Origin of the sequence: Mesorhizobium sp. BR115XR7A (assembly GCF_020165315.1) — a bacterium.
GTDB lineage: Bacteria > Pseudomonadota > Alphaproteobacteria > Rhizobiales > Rhizobiaceae > Mesorhizobium > Mesorhizobium australicum.
In genome coordinates, this window is record NZ_JAIUHW010000004.1 from 46,375 (window position 1) to 69,124 (window position 22,750).

Genomic DNA, 22,750 nt, shown 5'->3' on the forward strand with positions numbered 1-22,750 from the left:
TCCTACGAGAGCGGCTGGTGCATCGAACCAGGCTGCGGCTTGCGCCCATCATGCCGGGTCCGGCAGAATATTGGTCACGAAGAGCCCTCTGTTTGTCGCAACTCGAAGGAGAACGAATGCTGACGGGAACCTGCCACTGTGGCGCCGCCCACTGGACGCTGGAGGGCGACCCCGGCCCGGTGACGGCCTGCAACTGCACGCTTTGCCGCCGCTATGGCACGCTCTGGGCCTATGATTATGTCGACGAACGCATTCGCGTTTCGGGGCCAATGGGCAGCTATACGCGCGCCGGACAGGAAGACCCGTCGCTCGAGATCCTGTTCTGCCCGCGTTGCGCCTGCGTGCTCGGCTGGCGCGGACTGCGCGCCAGCGCCTCGGGTCGAAGACGCATGGCCGTCAATGTCCGGCTGGCGCCCCCCGAGGCCGTCGCCGATCTGCCGATCGACCATTTCGATGGTCTCGACACGTACGACGATCTGCCGCGCGACGGCCGCTGCGTACGCGACATGTGGTTTTAGAAGATGGTTCGCGGAGCCTGGCGCTCGATGGCTGGAGACAAACCGTCGTCTCGACCGCCTGAAGCCTGCTCACGCGCATGCCCGGTCGCAACAGGTGATACAGGCGAAGGATCCGGCGGCACCACAAGCTGCGGAATTTGCTTGTAGGAAAAGCCGCCGCGGATATCGCCCATCTTGCCGGCGACAATGCCTATCGCCGCCTTTTCGAGATTGCGGTCGTAGGGCGTTTCGGCGGCAGCCGGTACGACCATCACCGCCAAGAAGGCCGCGCCGCACAGAAGCGTCTTCATTCTCGTTGTCTCCCTGCCTGGCTGTGATCTAGCAGGGCGGCGTTGAAAAACGGCCAAGGGACAGGGTAAGCAAAACGCCAAACGGCAACGTTAACAATGCCTTATAAAATCGAGCCGGCAAACTGATTCAAGCTGTTGAGGTTTTGATTCAGGCGCGCTGGGCGCGGACCGTATGACCGAGCGCGGTGAATACGGTGCGCACGATTCCGGCGACGTCGAGGCCAGCATCGGCATACATCTTCTCTGGCTTGGCGTGGTCGGTGAAGTCATCCGGCAGCACCAGCGGGCGTACCTTCAGGCCGCTTTCGAGCAGTCCTTCATGGGCGAGGAATTGCAGCACATGGCTGGCGAAGCCGCCAATTGCGCCCTCCTCCACCGTCACCAGAACCTCATGCGAGCGGGCCAGCCGCCGGATCAGATCCTGGTCGAGCGGCTTGGCGAAACGGGCATCGGCGACCGTGGTGGAAAGCCCGGCCGCGCCGAGTTCCTCGGCCGCGATGAGGCAATCCTGCAGCCTTGTGCCGAAGGACAGGAGGGCAACCTTGCTGCCTTCCCGGACGACGCGGCCTTTGCCGATCTCCAGAACAGAGCCGCGCTCGGGCATGTCGACGCCGACGCCGTTGCCGCGCGGATAGCGGAAGGCGATCGGCCCGTCGTCATAGCTGGCGGCGGTGCGCACCATGTGACGCAATTCCGCCTCGTCGGCCGCGGCCATTACGACAAAGCCCGGCAGGCTTGCCAGGAAGGTGGTGTCGAACGCGCCGCAATGGGTGGCACCGTCGGCGCCGACAAAGCCGGCGCGATCGATGGGGAAACGCACCGGCAGTTTCTGGATCGCGACGTCATGGACGACCTGATCGTAGGCACGCTGCAGGAAGGTCGAATAGATCGCGGCGAAGGGCTTGTAGCCTTCCGTCGCCAGGCCGGCGGCGAAGGTCACCGCATGCTGCTCGGCAATGCCGACGTCGAAAGTCCTTGACGGAAACACCTCGCCGAACAGGTCGAGGCCGGTGCCGCCCGGCATGGCGGCGGTGACGGCGACGATGCGGTCGTCCTCGCGGCCCTCCTGGATCAGGCTTTCGGCAAACACCTTGGTGTAGGCCGGTGCATTGGCCGGCGCCTTGGCCTGTGCGCCGGTGATGACGTCGAATTTGTTGACGCCATGATACTTGTCGGCGGCCGCTTCCGCCGGCGCGTAGCCCTTGCCCTTCTGGGTGACGACATGGATCAGCACCGGACCCTTGCCGTTGTCACGGACATTTTTCAGGACCGGGATGAGATGCTCCAGATTGTGACCGTCAATCGGGCCGATGTGATAGAAGCCGAGTTCCTCGAACAAGGTGCCGCCGGTGACGTAACCGCGCGCATGCTCGACCGCGCGGGTGATGGCTCGATCGGCCCGCTTGCCTAGATAGGAGGTCAGCTTCTTGCCAAAGTCGCGCAGGCCGACATAGGCCTTGCCGGAAGCCAGACGCGCCAGATAGGCGCTCATGGCGCCGGTTGGCGGGGCGATCGACATGTCATTGTCGTTGAGGATGACGATGAGGCGCGCATCGAGCGCGCCGGCATTGTTCATCGCCTCATAAGCCATGCCGGCCGACATGGCGCCGTCGCCGATGACGGAGATGACATTGTTGCGCCCGCCTGAGAGGTCGCGGGCGGCGGCCATGCCGAGGCCGGCCGATATCGATGTCGAGGAGTGGGCGGCGCCGAACGGGTCGTATTCGCTCTCGGCTCGGCGGGTGAAGCCCGACAACCCGCCTTCCTGGCGCAAGGTGCGGATGCGGTCGCGACGGCCGGTCAGTATCTTGTGTGGATAGGCCTGGTGGCCGACATCCCAGATCAGCCGGTCATCGGGTGTGTTGAAGACATAGTGCAGCGCCACGGTCAGTTCGACCACGCCCAGCCCGGCTCCGAGATGGCCGCCGGTGCGCGACACCGCGTCGATCAGTTCGAGGCGAAGCTCTGATGCCAGTTGCGGCAAGTCGCTCTCGGCCAGCGTGCGCAGGTCGGCCGGGACGCGAACCCTATCGAGAAGCGGCGTATGCGGCGTTGCGTTCACGTTGGGCCCAGACTTTCTGTTCATCGGCGGATAGGCCGCCGGCCGGCGAAAGTAAATGCGTGTCGCTGACGCGGACGGTCAGCCCCTCACGATCTTCTCAGCCTTCCGGCAGCGGGATGAATTCTTTCTCATCGCCAGGAACGATATCGAAGCGGCCGGTCTTCCATTCCTGCTTGGCCTGCTCGATGCGCTCCTTGGACGAGGAAACGAAATTCCACCAGATGTAGCGCTTCGAACCGAGAGACGCGCCGCCGAACAGCATGAAATGCGCACCCATCGATGACGATATGATGATCTCGTCGCCGGGCCGGAACACCAGCAGCCGTTCCGCTGGAAAGGCATCACCCGAAATCGAAACCTCGCCCTCCAGCGTGTAGATGGCGCGCTCCTCGGCATCGCGCGGGATTTTGACGCTGGCGCCAGGCGCCAGCCGCAAATCTGCATAGAGTGTTTCGGAATCGGCCCGCACCGGAGACCGCAACCCCTGGAAATCGCCGATGACGACGCGGCCGCTGACGCCTTCGGCGTCGATTTCGGGAAGCCGCAGCGCCGCTGTGTTCTCGAACACCGGTGCCACCTCTTCCTTGCCGTCCGGCAGAGCCAACCAGGTCTGCAGGCCGGAGATCGACATCGGCGCGCCGCGCAATTCCTGCGGCGTGCGTTCGGAGTGGACGATGCCGCGACCGGCCGTCATCAGGTTCACGTCGCCGGGTTGAATGACCATTTCGGTGCCGAGCGAATCGCGGTGCCTGATCTTGCCGTCGAACAGATAGGTCACGGTCGACAGGCCGATATGCGGGTGGGGACGGACATCGAGCGCCTGGCCGGCACGCATGATCGCGGGGCCCATTCGATCGAAGAAGATGAACGGCCCGACCAGGCGCCGCTTGGCTGTCGGCAAGGCGCGACGCACCTCGAAACCGCCAATGTCCTTGGCGTTGGGGATAACCATCAACTCGATCTGGTCGCTGGCGAAGGCATCGCCGGCCTCAGGGTCCTTGCCGGGGAAGAAGCTCATGAACTCTCCTCGTCAGCGGTTAATGGGCGCTTGGGCATATCAGGCGAACCGGATCGCCGCTTTTGCTTTTAATTTGGCCGCCACCTCTTCGCGATTGCGCGGATGCTGGTGGGTTTCGAGGGAATCGAGCAATTCGCGTGCGGATGCCGCGATGGCTTCGACGGCATGATCGAACGCATGCTGGTTCTTGGCAGAAGGCCGCGTTGTGCCGCTCAGCTTGCGGACAAACTGCAGTGCCGCGTCGCGGACTTCGTCGTTGGTTGCCGGCGGATCAAAATTGAACAGGGTCTTGATGTTTCTGCACATCGCTTCCGTAGCTCCTCTTGTCCGTTTCAATCGGGACGAACTGTATCCTCAATGATGATCGTGTCCAAAAACCGGTAGGCTGCTCCGGACCTCAGTCCGCGTCGAGCGGCTCGGTTCCAACCGGCTTGCCGTCGCGCGACAGCCTGATCTTCTCGACCTTGTCCTCGGCGGCCTTCAGCAGCCGGTCGCAATGGACCTTCAGCGCCTCGCCCCGCTCGTAAATCCGGATCGACTGGTCGAGCGGCACGTCGCCACGCTCCAGATCATCGACGATCTTCTCCAGTGCGTCGAGTGCCTGTTCAAAGCTCATCGCCTTGACGTCTTCGTTGATCTCACCGGTCATCATTCATCCTTTCATCAGTCGCCCGACATGGGCGGCGACCGAAAATGCCAATCCCTGCAGATCGTAGCCGCCCTCGAGCAGGCTGACGAGCCGGTTGCCGCCGTGGATTGCGGCGCGCTGCATCAGCTGGCCGGTCGCCCAGTCGAAATCGTCTTCGGTCAGATTGATTTCCGCCAGCGGGTCGCGATGGTGCGCGTCGAAGCCGGCCGAAACGATAATCAGATCCGGCGCGAAATTGTCGAGTGCCGGCAGCACGCGCGACAGGAACGCATCGCGAAACACCTCGCTGCCCGTCCGAGGCGCCAGCGGCGCATTGACGATGTTGCCGGCGCCGGTCTCACTCTTCGCGCCCGTGCCGGGATAAAGCGGCATCTGGTGCGTCGAGCAATAGAGCACCGAGGGATCGTCCCAAAAAATATCCTGGGTGCCGTTGCCGTGATGCACGTCCCAGTCGACGACGGCGACACGCTCGGCGCCATGCTTCCTCTGCGCATGGCGCGCTGCGATTGCCGCCGTGTTGAAGAAGCAGAAGCCCATGGCCGTGGTCTTTTCGGCATGGTGGCCGGGCGGGCGGGCGGCGACGAAGACGTTGTCGGCGCGGCCCGCAAAGACGTCGTCGACGGCGGCATTGGCGGCACCGATCGCCGTAATCACCGCCTGCCAGCTTTTCGGGCTGGCGGTGGTGTCGGCGTCGATGCGGGCAATGCCTTCGTCGGGGATGGCGGCGCGGACACGCGCGACGAAATCGGCGGGATGCGCGTAGAGGATGGTCGCCTCGTCGCCTTGCGGTGCCTCGACGCGGTCAAGCGCGGCAAAAGCTTCGTCGTCGAGCACGCGCTCGATGGCGCGCAGGCGGTCGGGCCGCTCAGGGTGACCGGGCGGGGTGATGTGTTCGAGAAAGATCGGGTGCGTGTAGAGACGGGTGGCCATGCCCTCTATCTAGTGCCCCGGCGCCGTGATGGCCATGCGTCGCGGCTTGATCGCTGGGGAAAATCGAACCTGCGTCCATTGATGTCGCTGCGGGCATTGGCGTCGCCGGCCCTTCGGAGTAAGACTGCCGCTACTGCCTGGTGCCTGCCGGTCTGTTTGTTTTAGCCGCATTCTGCGACGCCAAGTGATTCCACTTGGCTGCAAATGCCCTGGCGGGAGAATCGGGAACACGGTTGAACTCCGTGGCGTGCCCAACGCTGTGAGGGGGACCGCGCCGGTAAATGCCACTGTCGATGACGGGAAGGCACCGGACGCGGGTTGATCCCGAGCCAGAAGACCGGCCTGGCAGGCATCGTCATCCGCATGGTCAGGCGGATGACATCGGTTGCAATCGCAAGGGGACAAGCGATGCCGGAAGCTATGACCACTCCAATGGGCGATGGATTTGACCAGATTGCGCGCGACGCTGTTTACCGCGCCATCTTCACGCGGCGCGACGTCCGCAGCCATTTTACATCGGAGGCCATCGACGACGAGGTGCTGGCGCGGCTGCTGCTTGCCGCCCACCACGCGCCATCGGTCGGCTTCATGCAACCCTGGAATTTCATCGTCATTCGCGATGCCGCGCGGCGGGCGGAAGTGCGCGACCTGTTCCTGGCCGCGCGAGAACGGGAACTGCCTGAAATCGAGGCAGAACGGCAGGCGCTCTACCGCAAGCTCAAGCTCGAAGGCATTTGCGAAAGCGCTCTCAACATCTGCATCACCTGCGACCGCGAACGCTCGAAAGGCTCGCCGCTGGGGCGCTGGCACAATCCGGAGATGGATCTCTACAGCACGGTCTGCGCGGTGCAGAATTTCTGGCTGGCGGCACGCGCCGAGGGCGTTGGCGTCGGCTGGGTCAGCATCATCGAGGCGCAAGCGCTGAAAAGCCTGCTGGCTATTCCCGATCAGGTGACACCGATCGCCTATCTCTGCGTCGGCCGCGTTTCCGAATTCGCACCGAAGCCGGATCTCGAAACACACGGCTGGGGCCGGCGGCTGCCGTTGCCCGAGCTTATCATGAGCGAGACTTTTCGCGGACAAGGCGAAGCGCCGCTCAAATCAGCAGTGGCGCGCCTCGGCACCGTCGCCGGTGCGCCGGCGAGGCCGGTTGATCAGCTCGTCGCGCCGGCAGTGCCCCAGCGCGAACCGCCGAAAGTGGAGAGCGCCTTGTCCTTGAGTTCCCTGAACTTCGACGAGGCTTCGGCCAGCCTGGCGTCCCAGGCGGCATCGGGCACCTGACCCTCGATGGTCTTGAAATAGACCTGCATCAGGCAGGCAATGGCGAACGGCTCAATGAAGGCCGCCTTGAAAGCCCAGGCAAAGACGATTGCCAGCACGAAAGCCCAGCCGGCGAGCTGCCCGGGGATGACGTAAAGAATAGCGGCTGCCGGAGCCAGCATCAGCAGGAAAATCACGAACGACACGCCCCACATGATGCCCCCTAGCCAGACGGGATTCTTGACCATGGTCTTGCCGTTCTGGGCGTAGAGCACAACGCCTTGGCGCGCGGTTTCGAACGGCGAGGACGAACTGATGCGGATGTTGTAGCCGAGAATGATCTCGTCGACATAGGTCAGCGACAGGCGAATCACCGTGTTGAGGAACGAAACCAGGCCGCTCAGGCCAGGAATGGGCAGGAAGGCCGCGATGCCGCCGAGCAGGCCGGTGATGGCGCGTATGGCGCCCTTGACCAATTGGTCGACGACGAAAAGGATGTTGGCCTCGGCAAAACGCTCGGTCACGACCTCTTTCGCGTAGGCGATCTGGTTCTGGCCGTTGGGAATATCATGGCCGTCGATCAGATGCACCATGACGGCGATATGGCCCGCCTTAACGACGTAGAGGATGTATTCGCGGATCCAGTAGACGGCGATCGAGACGATGCCGAAACCGACCACGCCGCCCCACATCGCAAAAGACAATGGTCCGTCGGGATCGGTGGAAATATGGCCGACGCCATAGCCGACGGAGGCGCCGGTGCCGGTGGCCACGATGTAGGCCAGGGTGATCCCAAAATAGATGATCATGCGAAAGACAATGAAAGGCCAGGTCCGCATCATGATGGACACCGACCTGCCGATATCGAAATCCCACATGCCCCGAATCTCCCCTCAGAGATGGCTGCGGAGGATGCGCTCAAACCGGCTATTGTCAATTGCAGGCAGTGGCGGGACTGCCATGGTGGTTCATCTTGAAAGCGCTTCCGGCTTTTTCAGCAGGCCTTCGAGCAATTGCTTGAACGCGGCCACCACCATCTTCGATGTCGTTTCGGGATCTTGCGAATTGGCGATGCGCTGCGCGGCCTGGCTGCTCGCCCCATTGATCAGCCGCGCTGCCGACTCCGGGTCGACGCCGGGGACGACCACCCCTTCCCGCTGCAGCGCTGTCAGATGATCGGTCATTGAACCGACGCAGGCATTGGCATTCGACCACAGTGCCGGATCGCCCAGCACAGCCGGACCATCCCGGAACATGATGCGCTGGATTTCCGGCTCCAGTGCCATTTCGATATAGGTGGTGCATTCGTCGACGAAATGCTGCCAGCGGGTCGGCGCCCGCGACGCGACCTCATTCACCCGGGCCGCCATTTCCGCGTCGATTTCGGCGATAACCGCCTCAAGCAGTCCCTTCTTGTCGCCGAAGTGATGATAAAGGGCGCCGCGCGTCAGCCCGGCCGACGCGGTGAAATCATCCATCGACGCTTCGGCATAGCCGATGGTGCCGAAAGCCTGGCGCGCTGCGGCGATCAGCTTGGCGCGTGTCTCGGCGATCATCTCCTTGCGCGGTCGATGCATGCTTCTGGCCTTACTTACATACGCTCCGTACGCCAATTGACATACGCGACGTATGCTCTATTTAACACTTATACGTCTCGTATGTAATTGTCGAATCGCCCCTTGTCGAGGAACAGGATCATGCAAAACCCCTATTCGGAAATCTTTCGCGCTCCCGGAGCCACGGGCTTTGCCGCCGCCGGCTTCATGGCGCGCCTGCCGATCGCCATGGCGCCGATCGGCATCGTGGCGATGCTGTCGCAGACGCGTGGCGAATACTGGCTGGCGGGTGCGGTTTCGGCGACATTCGCCTTGGCCAATGCCTTCCTGGCGCCGCAAATATCGAGGTTGGTCGACCGCCTCGGCCAGACGCGGGTTGTCGTACCCACCACCATCATCTCCGTGCTCGCATTCGCGGCCCTGATCGCATCGGCCAATCAAGACTGGCCGGTATGGACGCTGTTCGCGTCGGCGCTGCTGGCCGCGGCAATGCCAAGCATGCCGGCCATGGTGCGGGCGCGCTGGACCGAGATTTTCCGGGGCCGGTCCGAGATGAACACCGCCTTCGCCTTCGAGTCGGCGGCGGACGAACTGGTCTATATCGCCGGCGCATCGCTATCTGTGGGCCTCAGCGCCGCGCTGTTCCCGGAAGCGGGCGTGCTCGTCAGCACGCTGTTCCTCGCCTTGGGCTCGATAGCCTTCATTCTGCAGCGTTCGACCGAGCCGCAAGTGCGGCCGGTGGACCATGGCTCCAGCGGCTCGGCAATCCGCCTGGGGCCGGTTCAAATCATCACCTTCGCCATGATCTTCATCGGCGCGACCTTCGCGACGACGGAGGTGAGCACGGTGGCGATCACCAAGGAACTCGGCCAGCCGGGCACTGCCAGTCTCGTCATCGGCGTCTATGCGCTGGGCTCCTTCGTGCTCGGCATCATCATCGGCGCGCTCAACCTGAAAGCACCGCTGCAGCGCCAGCTCGCCATCGCGGTTGCCTTGGTCGCGCTCGGCACACTGCTGCCGCTTACCGCCAGCACCGTGCCAGCGCTCGCGCTGACTGTCTTCATCAGTGGCGTGGCGATCTCGCCGACCTTCATCACCGCCTTCGGCCTGATCGAGCGGCATGTCCCGGAAGCGATGCTGACCGAAGGCATCACCTGGGTAACCACCGGGATCGGCATCGGCATGGCGCTGGGCTCCTTCGCCGCCGGCGCCGTGGTGGATGCATTCGGCGCCCAGAACGGATTCTGGGTCTCGGTGACGTCAGGCGCTATCGCGCTGATCACGGTGCTGCTCGGCCAGCGCAGCCTCGCCACCCACGAATGCGAGTTGGAAGGATGCGAGGCGGCAATCCCGGCCGAGTGACAGGCAGGGTTTGTCGAGCTCAGAGGATCTCGGTCTTGGCGATGTGAATGCCAAAACCCTCAAGGCCGACATAGTGGCGTTCGCGCGAGGCGATCAGGTTGATCGAGGAAATGCCGAGGTCCTTCAGGATCTGGGCGCCAAGGCCGATCTCGCGCCATTCGCTCTCGCGCCGGCGCGCCTCTTCATGGTCCTCGCGGTCGCCTGGCGCCGGCCGGTTGCGCTCCTGGTGGGCAACGCCGACCGAGCCTTCCCTGAGATAGACGATGACGCCGCGCCTGCGCTCGCCCATCGCCTTCATGATGCCGTCGAGCCGGTGGCTGGTGCCGAACACGTCGGTTACCACATCCTCCGAATGCAGCCGCACCGGCACCTCCTCGCCGTCGCGGATGTCGCCGAAGACGATGGCGACGTGATGCATTGTGTCCCAGGGCAGCGTGTAGGTGAAGACCTGCGCCTTGCCACCCAGCGTCTCGATGTCGGAGCAAGCGACGCGCTCGACCAGGGTCTCCTTGCGCTGCCGGTAAGCGATGAGGTCGGCAACCGATACCTGCTTGAGGCCATGCTCCTCCGCGAAGGCCGCGACCTGCGGGCCGCGCTTGACGGTGCCGTCGTCGTTGACCAGTTCCGAGATCACGCCGATCGGCGGCAGGCCGGCAAGCTTGCACAAATCGACCGCCGCCTCGGTATGACCCGAGCGCATCAAGACGCCGCCCTCGCGCGCGATGAGCGGGAAGATGTGGCCAGGGCGGACGAAATCGGAGGCGCCGACATTGCCGTTGGCGAGGTTACGCACGGTCAGCGTGCGGTCGTCGGCCGAAATGCCTGTCGTCGTGCCATGCTTGAAGTCGACGCTGACGGTGAAGGCGGTGGTGTGAGCCGAATCATTGTCGGCCACCATCGGCGCGAGGTTCAGCCGCTTAGCCTCCTCGCGCGGCATCGGCGTGCAGACGATGCCCGACGTGTTGCGCACGATGAAGGCCATCTTCTCCGGCGTGCAATGGACGGCCGCGACGATCAGGTCGCCCTCGTTCTCGCGCCCGTCATCGTCCATGACGACGACGATCTCGCCGCGTTCGAAGGCGCGGATGGCTTCGACGATCTTCTTCTGGTCATAAGGCATGGAACGCTCGCTTTGCTCGCAGGGCAGTAGGGGAATAGGGCAGTAAGGCAGTAGGGGAAAGGAAAATCCTGGCTGTTTCGGCTGGCTGCGTAACCTACTGCCCTACTGCCCTACGGCCCTATTCCCCTCCCTTCCCCGTCTGTCCTCTGTGCCGCAGATAGTGGTCGGCAATGGCGCAGGCAACCATGGCCTCGCCGATCGGCACGGCTCGGATGCCGACGCAAGGATCGTGGCGACCCTTGGTCATCACTTCGACATCCCTGCCGTCCTTGTCGATCGATTTGCGCGGCGTCAGGATCGACGAAGTCGGCTTCACCGCAAAACGGGCGACGATCGCCTGGCCCGTCGAGATGCCGCCCAGGATGCCGCCGGCATTGTTGGACAGGAACACCGGCTTGCCGTCATTGCCCATGCGCATCTCGTCGGCATTCTGTTCGCCGGTGATGCGGGCGGCCTCGAAACCATTGCCGATCTCGACGCCCTTGACGGCGTTGATCGACATCAAGCCGGACGCGAGGTCCTGGTCGAGCTTGGCGTAGATCGGCGCGCCGAGGCCGGCGGGCACACCGTCGGCGACGATCTCGATCACCGCGCCAACGGAGGAACCGGCCTTGCGGATGCCGTCCAGATACCGCGTAAAAACAGGAACCGAAGCCGGATCGGGGGTGAAGAACGGGTTCTCGGCATCGCCGATGAAATTCCAGTTCCAGTTGGCGCGGTCGATGGACTTTTCGCCCATCGACACGAGCGCGCCGCGCACCACCATGCCCGGCACCACCTTGCGGGCGAGCGCGCCGGCAGCGACCCTGGCAGCGGTCTCGCGCGCCGAGGAGCGGCCGCCGCCGCGATAGTCGCGTATGCCGTATTTGACGTCATAGGTGTAGTCGGCATGCCCGGGCCGGTACTGGCGGGCGATCTCGCCATAGTCCTTGGAGCGCTGGTCGACATTCTCGATCAGCATCGACACCGGCGTGCCGGTGGTGATCATCGTCTCTCCGTCCTCGTCCAAGACGAAGCCTGAGAGGATCTTCACCTCGTCCGGCTCGCGGCGCTGCGTGACGAAGCGGGACTGGCCCGGGCGGCGCTTGTCGAGTTCGGCCTGGATTTCATCGCGCGTGAAACGGATACCCGGCGGACAACCATCGACCACGCAGCCGAGCGCCGCGCCATGGCTCTCGCCCCAGGTGGTGACGCGGAAAAGATGGCCGAACGTGTTGTGAGACATGGAAAGTGCCCTGCCCGGCATCGAAACCGGCTGAAGCCAGCCTTCTATTGGCGTTTTCCACAGTGGTCAAACTGTGATCCGACGGATTTAGTTTTGACACATTCGGTTGGTTTCTGCTCTCCTCCATTCGCCGTTGAGGATCCGCCGCCACCCAGGCCGGCGCAATGACCAAAGAGGACGATGATGCGTACCCTGATTGGCGCTGTTGCCGCCACGCTGCTGCTCTCCACCGCCGCCTTTGCCGGGCAGACCGAAGGCCTGATCAAGAAGATCGACAAGGATGCGCTGACGCTGACGCTGGACGACGGCAAATCCTACAAGCTGAACGCCGAAACCGATCTCGATGCGCTGAAGCCGGGGATGGACATCGTCATTGCTTACGATGTGACTGATGGCGAAAACGTCGTCACCGACATGCAGCTGCCGGGTGACAGCGACACGAACTAGGAGTTGGCGTCACCGGCGTCCCTAAAGCCACTCCAGGCTCCTGCCTTCAAGTTTGAGCACGCGATCCTGCGGTATCTCCAGGTTCGCGGCCTCGTCCTCGGGCATATCAAGCACGAAGCGAAACAGGGTGCGCATGACGCCCCCGTGCGTCACGCAAATCGTCTGCCCCCGAAGCTCATCGAACCATGGCTTCACCCGTTCGAGCAGCATCTGGTAGCTCTCCGCGCCTTCACCTGGCGGCTGAAAATTCCACTTGTCCAGTGCGCGGGATCGGCTCGCGCCGGGCGACTGCCTCTCAAGCTCGGCGAAGGTAAAACTCTGCCAATCGCCGAAATTGACTTCAATCAGTCTGATATCGGTTCGATAGGCGAGCGGATCGAGCCTCATGGCGGCGCGGATGCGTTCCATCGTTTCGCGCGTGCGTCTCATCGGACTGGCGACGAAGTCGAATTCCTGGGGAGCGCCGACGAGTTCGGCCAGCCGATGCCCGTTTGCGCTCGCCTGTTCGCGGCCGAGAGCATTGAGATCGGTATCGGCCTGGCCCTGAAGCCGGAACTCGGCATTCCACGCGGTCTGGCCGTGGCGCACGATATAAACCAGCGGGTACATCAGCTCTTCCGGAGATCGGGCCAGGGCCTGGACGGAGGAAAGGCGGGGAGAGCTAATCCTTGACCGTCGAAATATCGGGTGCGTCGACCGCTTTCATGCCGACGACGTGGTAGCCGGAATCGACATGGTGCACTTCGCCGGTGACGCCACGCGACAGGTCGGACAGGAAATAGACGCCGGAATCGCCGACCTCTTCCTGCGTGACCGTCTGCTTCAGCGGCGAATTGTATTCGTTCCACTTCAGGATGTAGCGGAAGTCGCCGATGCCGGAGGCGGCAAGCGTCTTGATCGGGCCGGCCGAAATGGCATTGACACGAATTTTCTTGGCGCCAAGGTCGACAGCGAGATAACGCACGCTGGCCTCCAGTGCCGCCTTGGCGACGCCCATGACGTTATAGTGCGGCATGACCTTCTCGGCGCCGTAATAGGTCAGCGTCAGCAGCGAACCGCCCTCGGTCATCAGCGCTTCGGCGCGCTTGGCGATGGTGGTGAAGGAATAGACCGAAATGTCCATGGTGCGCAGGAAATTGTCGCGCGTCGTCTCGACATAGCGGCCGGTCAGCTCGTCCTTATCGGAAAAGGCAATGGCGTGCACGAGGAAGTCGAGCTTGCCCCAATGCTTGGCGACATTGGCGAAGACCTCGTCCAGGCTCGCCGGATCGGTTACGTCGCAATGGCCGGCGACAAAGGCGCCCAGTTCCGCCGCCAGCGGCTCGACGCGCTTCTTGAAGGCTTCGCCCTGATAGGTCAGCGCTATCTCGGCGCCGTGATCGACGCAGGCTTTGGCAATGCCATAAGCGATCGACCTGTTGTTGGCGACGCCAAGAATCAGGCCGCGCTTGCCGGCCATCAGGCCCTGTCCACCCGCCATATGCGTGTTCTCCGCAAGATATCTGCTTTGTGGAGTGCCTATCGCACAGGCATACAGCCCCTTCAAGCGTTCAAAGCGGACAGTTCGGGGGACAAAAGCTCTCGATCAGCCTTTTTGGCCGCGCAACAGCGATTCCAGCGCGCTGTCGCCGCCTTCCGGCAGCATGATGCGCACATGGGCATAGAGATCGCCATGGCCGCCGGCTTTCTCCGGCAAGCCCCTGCCCTTGAGCCGCAGGACCTTGTCCGAGCTCGACCAGGCGGGAACGTTGACCGCGAGCCTGCCGGTCGGCGTCTCGACCGGCACCTTGGCGCCCAGCACCGCATCGGCCAGCGAAACCGGCAGGTCAGCGTGCAGGTCACGGCCTTCGATGCGGTAACGCGGATGCCGGCGGATATGGATCTTGACCAGTGCGTCGCCGGGTTGGCCCGGTCCCTGCTCGCCCTGGCCCTTCAGCCGGATGGTCTGGCCATCCTCGACATAGGCCGGCAGCTTGACCGCAACCTTGCGGCCATCCGGGAACATCGCCGTCACCTTCTCGGCATTGGCCGCTTCCTCGATGGTGACGTCGAGCGTGACGTTCAGGTCGGCTGCTGTCGCCGTCTGGCGGCGGTCGCCCGCGCCTGGCCCGCGCGCGCCTGAAAAGGCATCGCCGAAGATCTGGCTGAAGATATCGCTGTTGCCGTCGAACGGATCGCCGCCCGGACGGCCCGAGCGGAACTCGAATCGCGAGCCTCCGGCGCCCTGTTGCTGGCGGCGGAACCCGGCAAAGGGGTCGCCACCGCCGGCCGCACCTTCAAAACCCTGGAAACGCGGCTTGCCGTCGGCGTCGATCTCGCCACGATCGAAAGCCGCACGGTTCTTCTCGTCGCCGATGACCTCATAGGCCTGATTGGCCGCGGCAAAACGGTCCTTCGCCTTGGGATCATTCGGATTCTGGTCCGGATGATGCTTCTTGGCGAGTTTCCGGTACGCCGATTTTATGTCCTTGGCCGATGCGTTCTTTGCAACGCCCAGCACCTCATAGGGGTCGCGCATGCTTCCTGCCCTGGAAATGAGTTGAGTCCATACTTGCCCCCTATATGCGCTCGCATAGGAAGAAATTCCAGTAGCGGACCGTCATATCAACGGCGGAAAATCAGAGTGCCTTGAAGCCCTGCATGCGCCAGCCGCCGGCACCGGCAAGACAGAGTTCGCCCTGGAACATGGCAACGCCGTCAAAGCTTTCGCGCGAAACCTTGAAGCGGCGGCAGGTCTGGCCGCTTTCCTTCAATTCCGCCAGTTCGGTGATGGAGCCGCGCGACCCGGTGCCGGTGTTCGCCCACGGCACCGCCTGGCCGCCGAGTTGCTCGATATCGGCGGACGATACCGCATTGCCGATCGTCGTCTGGTCGGAGTCGCGATCCGAATCGGCCGGCTTGGGCGAAGCCGATGTGCTGCTGGTCAGGATCGAGCGGTCGACTTCGGCCTTCTCCAGGCTGAAGCCACCTGCACCGCAGGCCGCGAGCGGCAGGGCGACTGCCACGATCGCCGCTTTCGTGCTGGCTGAAGCGATAACGCCCCATTGCCTGCTGTCAAAAGCTTGCGCGATACGCGACAATCGGCAACCTCCCTGGTCTCGTGACAATTTGAGAAAAACTATGAGTGACACAGAGTTAACAAGCAGTGACTTTACCGAGGCGGCCGAGCCGTTTCGCCTCTTTGCCGCATGGCTGGACGACGCTAGCAAGAGCGAAATCAACGATGCCAATGGCGTGGCATTGGCGACCGTCGATGCCGAGGGCATGCCGGACGTAAGGATGGTGCTGCTCAAGGGGTTCGATGAAAGCGGCTTTGTGTTCTACACGAATTTCGAGAGCGCCAAGGGCCAGGAGATTCTTGGCAGCATGAAGGCGGCGATGTGTTTCCATTGGAAATCGCTGCGCCGCCAGGTGCGCATTCGCGGTCCGGTGGAGCTCGTCAGCGATGCGGAAGCCGACAGCTATTACGCCACGCGGCCGCGCGGCAGCCGCATCGGCGCCTGGGCGTCGAAGCAATCGCGCCCGCTGGAAAGCCGCTTCGCGCTGGAAAAGGCGGTCGCAGAATACACGGCGCGTTATGCCATCGGCGAAATCCCGCGACCGAAACATTGGTCGGGCTTCCGGATCGTGCCGAAGACGATCGAATTCTGGCACGACCGGCCGTTCCGGCTGCATGACCGCGTGGTCTTTTCACGCAACGCGGCAGGCGGCTGGGACAAGGCCAGGCTCTATCCCTGACGAACCATCAGCCCTTTTTCCTGGTCATGAATGCCGTGAGGGCGGCGCGCGCCTCGTCGGATTTCAGCCGCTCGCGGAAATGCTCGCTCTCTATCCCGATGCGGGCAACCAGATCGTCGCGTGAACCACGCATCAGGTCGCGCGCGATCTTGGCGCTTGCGGTGGCTTGGCCGCGATCTGGCCGGCCGCTGCAAGCACCGAAGCCTCCAGCCCACCTTCCTCGACCACCTCGTAGATCAGCCCGGCGGCCTTCGCGCGCTCGGCCGAAAAGCCCTCACCGAGACCGAGCAGGGCGAAAGCACCCTGCTGGCCCAGGATGCGGGGCGCCAAAAGGCTCGATCCTGCCTCGGGCACGAGGCCGAGATCGACGAAGGGGGTCCGAAACACGGTGCGCGGCGTGGCGAAAGTCAGGTCGCAGTGCAGGTTGATCGTGGTGCCGATGCCGACCGCGATACCGTCGACGCCGGACACGATGGGCTTTTCGACCCCGGCCAGGGCGATCAGGAAATCCCAGACTTCGGTGCCGCCATCGCCGCCGGTGGCCACGACCATGAAATCGGCAAGGTCGTTGCCGGAGGAAAAGGCGCCCCGCACGCCGAGAAAGACATGGACGCGGACCGCCGGATCGGCGTCGCCTTCGGCAAGGGCCGCCGACATTTTCGCATACATGGCACGCGTCAGCGCGTTCTTCTTGTCCGGCCGGTTCATGCGGATGATCTGGATGGCGCCCTGGCGCTCGACGAGGATGTGGTCTGTCACGGTGTTTTCCTTGTGAAGGTCAGGCGGAAATCAGTGCCTCGGCGGCAGCAGCCAGGCTATCGGCGCCATCGATGACGCGCTCCTTCAAAGCGCTGGCTTCGCCAAGCAGGTTCTCGGCGAAGAAGCGGCAAAGCGGGATGCGGCCCTGGTCGGCAAGAGCAGCCCGCGCCAGATAGGCGCCGCCGGCGGCAAGCGAGATCAGCCGGAGATACGGTGTCGCGCCAGCCAGCGCCTCCTCCGTCCGGCCCTCGGCCGACAATTTCTGCAGGAAACGCGTCGCTTGCGTCAAATCGGAGAGCGCCTGGTCGAGAGTGTCGGCGGTGCGGCCAAAACCTTCGAGGTTCGACGTTCGCACCGCATTGGCGATACCGGCCAGTTCGTCGATGTAGCCATGCACATGCTCGCCGCCGCCAAGCGGCAGTTTTCGGGTCACCAGATCGATCGCCTGGATGCCGTTGGTGCCTTCATAGATCGGCGCGATGCGCGCGTCGCGATAGTACGCGGCCGCACCCGTTTCCTCGATGAAGCCCATGCCGCCATGCACCTGGACGCCAAGCGAGGCAACTTCCACGCCGACATCGGTCGAAAACGCCTTGGCGAGCGGAGTCAGCAAATTTGCACGGTCGCGCCAATGCGCCGCCTCGCCGCCTGACGACACGCGCGCCATGTCGATGGCGTGGGCACAGGAATAACTGATCGACCGCGCGATCTGGGTTAGCGCCTTCATGGTCAGGAGATTGCGCTGCACGTCGGGGTGGTGGACGATCGGCGCCATGCCGGCGCCGGCGTAATCCGCCGCCTTGCCCTGGCGGCGCTCATTGGCATAGGCAATCGCCTTCTGGGTCGCTGCTTCCGCGACCGCGACGCCCTGCATCCCGACGGCGAGGCGGGCATTGTTCATCATGGTGAACATGCAGGCGAGACCCTTGTTCTCCTCGCCGATCAGCCAGCCGATGGCGCCAGGCCTGGCGCCCTGAAAACCATCGCCATAGATCATGGTGCAGGTCGGCGAGGCATGGATGCCGAGCTTGTGCTCGAGGCCGGAACAGAAGACGTCGTTGCGCGCGCCGAGCGAGCCATCGTCGCCGACCAGGAATTTCGGCACCAGGAACAGCGAGATGCCACGCGTTCCGGCCGGCGCATCGGGAAGCCGCGCCAGCACCAGATGGATGATGTTGTCGGTGAAATCGTGCTCGCCGTAAGTGATGAATATCTTCTGGCCGAAGAGGCGGTAGGTGCCGTCGCCGGCGGGCTCGGCGCGGGCGCGCAAGGCGGCGAGGTCCGATCCGGCCTGCGGCTCGGTCAGGTTCATCGTGCCCATCCATTCGCCGGAGACGAGCTTTGCCAGATATGTCGCCTTGAGTTCCTCGGAAGCGTGCTTGTCGAGCGCCTCGACCGCGCCCATGGTCAGCGTCGGGCCGATGCCGAAGGCCATGGCGGCGGAGTTCCACATTTCGAGTGCGGCGACGCCAAGCATGGTCGGCAGCGCCTGGCCGCCATACTCTTCCGGCCCGGAGAGCGCATTCCAGCCGCCTTCGATCCAGCGGCGATAGAGTTCCTTCCAGCCCGGCGGCGTGGTCACCGCGGCATCGCTGAGCACGGCGCCATGTTCGTCGCCGATTTTATAAAGGGGGGCCACCTCCTCGGAGGCGAAACGGCCCGCCTCGCCAAGGACGGCGTCGACCAGATCCTCGCTGAGATCTCCGAACGCTCCCGCATCGATGGCGGATTTCATGCCGGCCACATGCTTCAGGGTGAACGCGATATCCTCGACCGGTGCCCGATACATGCCGCTCGATCCTCCCTTATGCATCGGCCTCGCCGACCCTAGGGCCAGTGCCGCCGCAAAACCATCCGCCTTTGGGCGGTCTCGGATCGCCTTTTTACGTAAACGTCAAATTTTGTCACGCTGATTTTGCAATCAGGCGGGGCTGTATTAAATTCGACAGATGCCGGACCAAATCGACCGGCGACGGAAAACCAGCGACCGGAAGATTCTCATGCTTGCCAGACCTGACGCCTATCGCTGCATCGAATGCGGTTTGCCCTATCGGGCAACCGGGTTTTCCTATTATCACGGCGACCTGGGAAATGGTGCCGCCTACTGGTCGGATCGCGGCATATTGTGCTCGCCGCGATGCTCGCTTGCCCACCACCGCAAACGCGCCGCCGAAGGTACGCTGCAACAGGAGCCCGCGCCCGACCCGTTCGAATTTCAACCGTTCAGCCGGCGCTAGCTTATCCCGCACCAGGGTCCGAGAAGCATTTTCTTAACCATAGCGGTCCAGGATTTACCCTTGATCAACGGGGATTCCCTGTTTTGAAAAGGACGGCGCGCCTCCTTCGCCGCACGGCGCTTCTCGCTTTCGCGGCAGCGATTGTGCTGGGCACGGCGGCAAAGGCTTCGGACTTCTCCGAGCCGTGGAAGAGCGCTGACCGCGCGCTCGTCATCGACGCCTACGAATACAATTCCATCGACTGGGTCCAGCTTGCCACCGACAAGCGCATCGTCGCCTTCATCAACAAGGCTTCCGACGGCATGCCGCCGCCCTATTTCTGTTTCGGCGGCGACACTGACGTGAAACTGTGCAAGGCACTGTGGAAACGCCACGCGGTGACGCGCGAATTGTTCCAGACACGCAGGGTCGTGGCCAAGGCGCTCGGCATGAAATGGGGCGCCTATCATCTCGCGCGTCCCGACAATCCGGTCGAACAGGCCAATAATTTCCTCGATTTCGCCGACCCCGCACCGGACGACCTCATGGCCCTCGACATCGAGGGCATCGATCCCTCGCAATGGATGTCGCTCGACGATGCCGAGGAGTTCGCCCGCCAGGTGCATCGGCGCATCGGCCGCTTCCCGGTGCTCTACACCAACGGCAAGACCGCCCAATATATCGCCGACAACCGCTACAAATACCGGCTCTTGTCGCGGCTGCCGCTTTGGTACGCGCGCTATAAGCCTGACATCGACGTGCATTTTCCGATGGGCAACTGGCAGGGCTACGCGCTCTGGCAGTTCTCGGCGCAGGCCAATTGCGGCCGCTTCCGTTGCCCCTACAGGGTTGCCGGCACACCCGACAACATCGACGTCAACGTGGCGCCCACGGATGCCGTCACTCTGCGCCAGCAATGGCCTTTCGGTGGCCTGATCGACGTGCCTGCCGATTATCTTGCCAGCGTACCAGTGCCGCTCTCGCGGGAAGCCGCGCTCGCCGGCAAGGCCACCATCATTTATGCCGATGTGGCGACGCCGCCGACCTTCGAGGAAATGGTCGCCGTGCTTGGTTCGCGGTGGTCAAAATTTCGCGACGGGTTCCGCATGCCAGTCGTGAAGACGGTGCCGCGACGGCCGGGGTTCGGCATTGTCCAATATGTGGCCTGGAAGCGGGGCGGGCAGCGTTCCCCCGAACAGCTTGACGCCGCCTTTGCCGCGGCCGACCCGGTCAGCACCGCTTCGACAACCCTCGACCGAGGTCAGCAATAGCCGCCACCCGGTCGGAGCTTCAGCCGGCCTGCTCGCGTGCCACGGCCTGCCAGCCTATGTCGCGGCGGCAGAACCCGTCCGGCCAGTCGATGCGGTCGAGGGCGGCATAGGCCCGCGCCTGCGCCTCTCCGACCGTGGCGCCGCTCGCCGTGACATTGAGCACACGGCCGCCATTGGCGACCAGCGCACCGCCATTGATTGCGGTGCCGGCATGGAAAATCTGGACGCCTTCACCGGCGGCGTCCTCGACGCCGCGGATGACGGAGCCTTTCTCCGGTGTGCCGGGATAGCCCCTGGCCGCCATCACGACGGTCAGCGCCGCCTCGTCGCGCCAGCGCACTGACATATGCGCGAGCTGGCCATCGGTCGCGGCATTGAGCAGCACCAGCAGGTCATCCCTGAGCCGCATCACCAGCACCTGGCATTCCGGATCGCCGAAGCGGGTGTTGTATTCGATCAGCTTCGGCCCGCTTTCCGTGATCATCAGTCCGGCGAACAGAATCCCGGCGAAAGGCGCGCCAAGCTCGGCCATGCCGCGCATCGTCGGCTCGATGATCTCGCGCATGGTGCGCTCGATCATGTCAGGCGTCATTACCGGGGCCGGCGAATAGGCACCCATGCCGCCGGTGTTGGGACCGACGTCGCCATCACCGACGCGCTTGTGGTCCTGCGCGGTGCCGAAGGGAAGCGCCGTGGTGCCGTCGCAGAGGCAGAAGAAACTCGCCTCCTCGCCGGTCATGAATTCCTCGACCACCACCTCCGCGCCGGCAGCACCAAAGGACCCGTCAAAGCAGGAAGCGAGTGCCGCCCGTGCCTCGTCCATCGTCATGGCAACAGTGACACCCTTGCCGGCTGCGAGCCCGTCGGCCTTGATGACGATCGGCGCGCCTGTCTTCTCGACATAGGCCTTGGCCGAGGCCAGGTCGCCGAACCGGCCATAGGCGGCGGTCGGAATGTTGTACCGGGCGCAGAGGTCCTTGGTGAAACCCTTCGAGCCTTCCAGCCGCGCGGCGGCCTTCGAAGGCCCGAAGACGCGGATGTTTTCGGCGCGCAGATCATCGGCGATGCCGGCGACGAGCGGCCCTTCCGGGCCGACCACGACGAGATCGATTTTTTTCTCCCGGCAGAAGGCGGCGACCGCGGCGTGATCGGTGATATCAAGCTTCACCAGTTCGGCCTCGCTGCCAATGCCCGGATTGCCGGGGGCCGCGTAGAGCTTGGTCAGCAGCGGCGAAGCGGCGATCTTCCAGGCCAGCGCATGTTCGCGGCCGCCGGAGCCGAGAAGAAGAACGTTCATGGCCACCTCTTGATGCCGCCGATCCCATAGAGAGAACAACCCGCTATTGCTCTCTGGGCGACGGGTCAAGGCGTCAGGGTGGATTGCGCACGGGAACGTTATCCCTGTCGAATAGGGCGCCGGCCACCGCCGCCCCTATTCCGGCGCTCGTTCAGCCCTGAAAGACCACCGGAAACCAATCCTCGCGCAGCTTCTGTCCCGGCTGCATGCCATGGCCGTGATAGGGCGGCGAGGTGCGGCCCGGTCGCTCGACATAATGGGCATCGTCGCCGACCCAGCGCAGCGACAACGCCCGGCGCCGGGCCGCGGTCATATTGCCGCGCGCGCCGTGTGCCGTCCTGAAGTCGAACAGGATGGCGTCGCCCGGCTCCATCTCCCACTCGATAACTTTCATCGATGGATCGGTGTCGGGATCGGGCACCGGACGGTAATCGCCCTCGGCGGCGTAAAAATTGCCATCGTCCAGCCAGCGTACCGGCAGGATCATCTTGTCCCATTTGTGCGAGCCGGCGATCAGGCGCAGCGTCGCTTCCTTCACCGGATCGATGGGGATCCAGAAGCTCACCGTCTGCTGGCCGTCGACAAAATAATAGGGGATGTCCTGGTGCCACGGCGTCGGTTTCTGCGTACCGGGCTCCTTGACCAGCACATGGTCGTGGAAGAACTGCGCGGTGCGCGACTGCATCACCGCGGCCGCCAGCTGCGCCGCCGGCGAATTGCGCACGACATCGACGAATTCAGGGATACGCTCCCAGTTGCAGTAATCGTCGAAGAAGCTGCCCTTGCCGCCAGCGATGTCGGACGCGGTGGCGCTGCGGCTCCGCATGTTGCGCTCGATGCCGCTGGCAATCGTGTCGACCCAGCCCTTGAAGGCGCCGCGGATGCAGACCGCGCCGTCACGCTGGTAGTCGGCAATTGTCCGCGCATCGATGATTTCGGTGTCGATTGGCTGCGCTGCGGTTTGGGAAGCCATGGTGTCCTCCTCTCAGGATCGAGGCCACTATCGCAATCTCCTCTCATTCAGTAAAATAA

The 22,750-nt window shown here is 63.6% G+C and carries 23 protein-coding genes, 2 pseudogenes and 1 riboswitch; of the genes and pseudogenes, 7 read left to right on the forward strand and 18 right to left on the reverse strand.

Annotated features, from left to right (window positions below; translation table 11 throughout):
* Positions 1–116 precede the first annotated feature (116 nt).
* Entirely contained in the window at positions 117–518 is a 402-nt protein-coding gene (locus LB557_RS09700) for a GFA family protein (protein WP_140617295.1), read from the forward strand.
* Here the strand turns inward: LB557_RS09700 and LB557_RS09705 are convergent.
* The 6 genes from LB557_RS09705 to LB557_RS09730 all read right to left on the reverse strand — a co-directional run bounded on the left by LB557_RS09705 (position 515) and on the right by LB557_RS09730 (position 5,467).
* Positions 515–808 (reverse strand): hypothetical protein, encoded by a 294-nt coding sequence (locus tag LB557_RS09705; RefSeq protein WP_015318804.1) that lies wholly within the window; start codon positions 806–808, stop codon positions 515–517. The genes LB557_RS09700 and LB557_RS09705 overlap by 4 nt on opposite strands.
* Before the next feature lie 148 nt (positions 809–956).
* Positions 957–2,894, reverse strand: a complete 1,938-nt coding sequence (gene dxs, locus LB557_RS09710; RefSeq protein ID WP_015318805.1) for a 1-deoxy-D-xylulose-5-phosphate synthase — start codon at positions 2,892–2,894, stop codon at positions 957–959.
* Between the two features lie 73 nt (positions 2,895–2,967).
* Positions 2,968–3,888 (reverse strand): pirin family protein, encoded by a 921-nt coding sequence (locus LB557_RS09715; protein ID WP_140661418.1) that lies wholly within the window; start codon positions 3,886–3,888, stop codon positions 2,968–2,970.
* 39 nt (positions 3,889–3,927) lie between these two features.
* Positions 3,928–4,194 (reverse strand): DUF2277 domain-containing protein, encoded by a 267-nt coding sequence (locus LB557_RS09720; protein ID WP_015318807.1) that lies wholly within the window; start codon positions 4,192–4,194, stop codon positions 3,928–3,930.
* 91 nt (positions 4,195–4,285) lie between these two features.
* On the reverse strand, positions 4,286–4,537 hold the full coding sequence (locus LB557_RS09725; protein ID WP_015318808.1) for an exodeoxyribonuclease VII small subunit: 252 nt from the start codon (positions 4,535–4,537) through the stop codon (positions 4,286–4,288).
* A gap of 3 nt (positions 4,538–4,540) precedes the next feature.
* The gene (locus tag LB557_RS09730) at positions 4,541–5,467 is read right to left on the reverse strand and encodes a histone deacetylase family protein (RefSeq protein ID WP_015318809.1); all 927 of its coding nucleotides are present in this window, start codon (positions 5,465–5,467) and stop codon (positions 4,541–4,543) included.
* Between the two features lie 178 nt (positions 5,468–5,645).
* A riboswitch (cobalamin riboswitch) is annotated at positions 5,646–5,828 on the forward strand.
* Positions 5,829–5,899: 71 nt separating this feature from the next.
* Between LB557_RS09730 and bluB the strand changes: the two are divergent.
* A pseudogene (gene bluB, locus LB557_RS09735) lies at positions 5,900–6,505 on the forward strand (5,6-dimethylbenzimidazole synthase); the annotation flags it as partial.
* Positions 6,506–6,621: 116 nt separating this feature from the next.
* On the opposite strand, the gene LB557_RS09740 reads toward bluB, so the two are convergent.
* Positions 6,622–7,605, reverse strand: a complete 984-nt coding sequence (locus LB557_RS09740) for a hypothetical protein (RefSeq protein WP_224643983.1) — start codon at positions 7,603–7,605, stop codon at positions 6,622–6,624.
* Between the two features lie 90 nt (positions 7,606–7,695).
* Entirely contained in the window at positions 7,696–8,304 is a 609-nt protein-coding gene (locus LB557_RS09745; RefSeq protein ID WP_140823329.1) for a TetR/AcrR family transcriptional regulator, read from the reverse strand.
* A gap of 120 nt (positions 8,305–8,424) precedes the next feature.
* Here LB557_RS09745 and LB557_RS09750 point away from each other — a divergent pair, with 120 nt between their 5' ends.
* Positions 8,425–9,645 carry an MFS transporter gene (locus tag LB557_RS09750; RefSeq protein WP_224643982.1) on the forward strand — a complete coding sequence of 407 codons (1,221 nt, stop codon included), beginning with the start codon at positions 8,425–8,427 and terminating at the stop codon, positions 9,643–9,645.
* A 19-nt stretch (positions 9,646–9,664) separates the two neighbouring features.
* Here the strand turns inward: LB557_RS09750 and ribB are convergent, their stop codons facing one another.
* Positions 9,665–10,765 (reverse strand): 3,4-dihydroxy-2-butanone-4-phosphate synthase, encoded by a 1,101-nt coding sequence (gene ribB / locus LB557_RS09755; RefSeq protein WP_224643981.1) that lies wholly within the window; start codon positions 10,763–10,765, stop codon positions 9,665–9,667.
* Positions 10,766–10,883: 118 nt separating this feature from the next.
* Positions 10,884–11,990, reverse strand: a complete 1,107-nt coding sequence (gene aroC / locus LB557_RS09760; RefSeq protein ID WP_224643980.1) for a chorismate synthase — start codon at positions 11,988–11,990, stop codon at positions 10,884–10,886.
* Between the two features lie 183 nt (positions 11,991–12,173).
* Between aroC and LB557_RS09765 the strand changes: the two genes are divergently transcribed.
* Positions 12,174–12,437 carry a DUF1344 domain-containing protein gene (locus tag LB557_RS09765; protein ID WP_015318816.1) on the forward strand — a complete coding sequence of 88 codons (264 nt, stop codon included), beginning with the start codon at positions 12,174–12,176 and terminating at the stop codon, positions 12,435–12,437.
* Positions 12,438–12,458: 21 nt separating this feature from the next.
* Here the strand turns inward: LB557_RS09765 and LB557_RS09770 are convergent, their stop codons facing one another.
* The 4 genes from LB557_RS09770 to LB557_RS09785 all read right to left on the reverse strand — a co-directional run bounded on the left by LB557_RS09770 (position 12,459) and on the right by LB557_RS09785 (position 15,517).
* The gene (locus tag LB557_RS09770; RefSeq protein ID WP_224643979.1) at positions 12,459–13,046 is read right to left on the reverse strand and encodes a histidine phosphatase family protein; all 588 of its coding nucleotides are present in this window, start codon (positions 13,044–13,046) and stop codon (positions 12,459–12,461) included.
* Positions 13,047–13,098: 52 nt separating this feature from the next.
* Positions 13,099–13,917 carry an enoyl-ACP reductase FabI gene (fabI, locus tag LB557_RS09775; protein WP_015318818.1) on the reverse strand — a complete coding sequence of 273 codons (819 nt, stop codon included), beginning with the start codon at positions 13,915–13,917 and terminating at the stop codon, positions 13,099–13,101.
* Positions 13,918–14,022: 105 nt separating this feature from the next.
* The gene (locus LB557_RS09780) at positions 14,023–14,955 is read right to left on the reverse strand and encodes a DnaJ C-terminal domain-containing protein (RefSeq protein ID WP_015318819.1); all 933 of its coding nucleotides are present in this window, start codon (positions 14,953–14,955) and stop codon (positions 14,023–14,025) included.
* Positions 14,956–15,055: 100 nt separating this feature from the next.
* Positions 15,056–15,517 (reverse strand): RT0821/Lpp0805 family surface protein, encoded by a 462-nt coding sequence (locus LB557_RS09785; RefSeq protein WP_224643978.1) that lies wholly within the window; start codon positions 15,515–15,517, stop codon positions 15,056–15,058.
* Positions 15,518–15,557: 40 nt separating this feature from the next.
* Here LB557_RS09785 and pdxH point away from each other — a divergent pair, with 40 nt between their 5' ends.
* Entirely contained in the window at positions 15,558–16,175 is a 618-nt protein-coding gene (gene pdxH, locus LB557_RS09790) for a pyridoxamine 5'-phosphate oxidase (protein ID WP_224643977.1), read from the forward strand.
* A 7-nt stretch (positions 16,176–16,182) separates the two neighbouring features.
* Here the strand turns inward: pdxH and LB557_RS09795 are convergent.
* Together LB557_RS09795 and LB557_RS09800 are read right to left on the reverse strand one after the other, a co-directional pair.
* Positions 16,183–16,934, reverse strand: a pseudogene (locus LB557_RS09795) (crotonase/enoyl-CoA hydratase family protein).
* Positions 16,935–16,953: 19 nt separating this feature from the next.
* Entirely contained in the window at positions 16,954–18,723 is a 1,770-nt protein-coding gene (locus tag LB557_RS09800; protein WP_224643985.1) for an acyl-CoA dehydrogenase family protein, read from the reverse strand.
* Positions 18,724–18,934: 211 nt separating this feature from the next.
* Between LB557_RS09800 and LB557_RS09805 the strand changes: the two genes are divergently transcribed.
* Positions 18,935–19,171, forward strand: coding sequence for a hypothetical protein (locus tag LB557_RS09805; protein ID WP_140715026.1), 237 nt, complete (start codon positions 18,935–18,937; stop codon positions 19,169–19,171).
* Between the two features lie 83 nt (positions 19,172–19,254).
* The gene (locus tag LB557_RS09810; protein ID WP_263496734.1) at positions 19,255–20,421 is read left to right on the forward strand and encodes a glycoside hydrolase family 25 protein; all 1,167 of its coding nucleotides are present in this window, start codon (positions 19,255–19,257) and stop codon (positions 20,419–20,421) included.
* 19 nt (positions 20,422–20,440) lie between these two features.
* Here the strand turns inward: LB557_RS09810 and purD are convergent, their stop codons facing one another.
* Both purD and LB557_RS09820 read right to left on the reverse strand, forming a co-directional pair.
* Positions 20,441–21,718 carry a phosphoribosylamine--glycine ligase gene (purD, locus tag LB557_RS09815; RefSeq protein ID WP_140715028.1) on the reverse strand — a complete coding sequence of 426 codons (1,278 nt, stop codon included), beginning with the start codon at positions 21,716–21,718 and terminating at the stop codon, positions 20,441–20,443.
* Positions 21,719–21,869: 151 nt separating this feature from the next.
* The gene (locus tag LB557_RS09820) at positions 21,870–22,691 is read right to left on the reverse strand and encodes a phytanoyl-CoA dioxygenase family protein (RefSeq protein ID WP_224643976.1); all 822 of its coding nucleotides are present in this window, start codon (positions 22,689–22,691) and stop codon (positions 21,870–21,872) included.
* Positions 22,692–22,750: the final 59 nt, after the last annotated feature.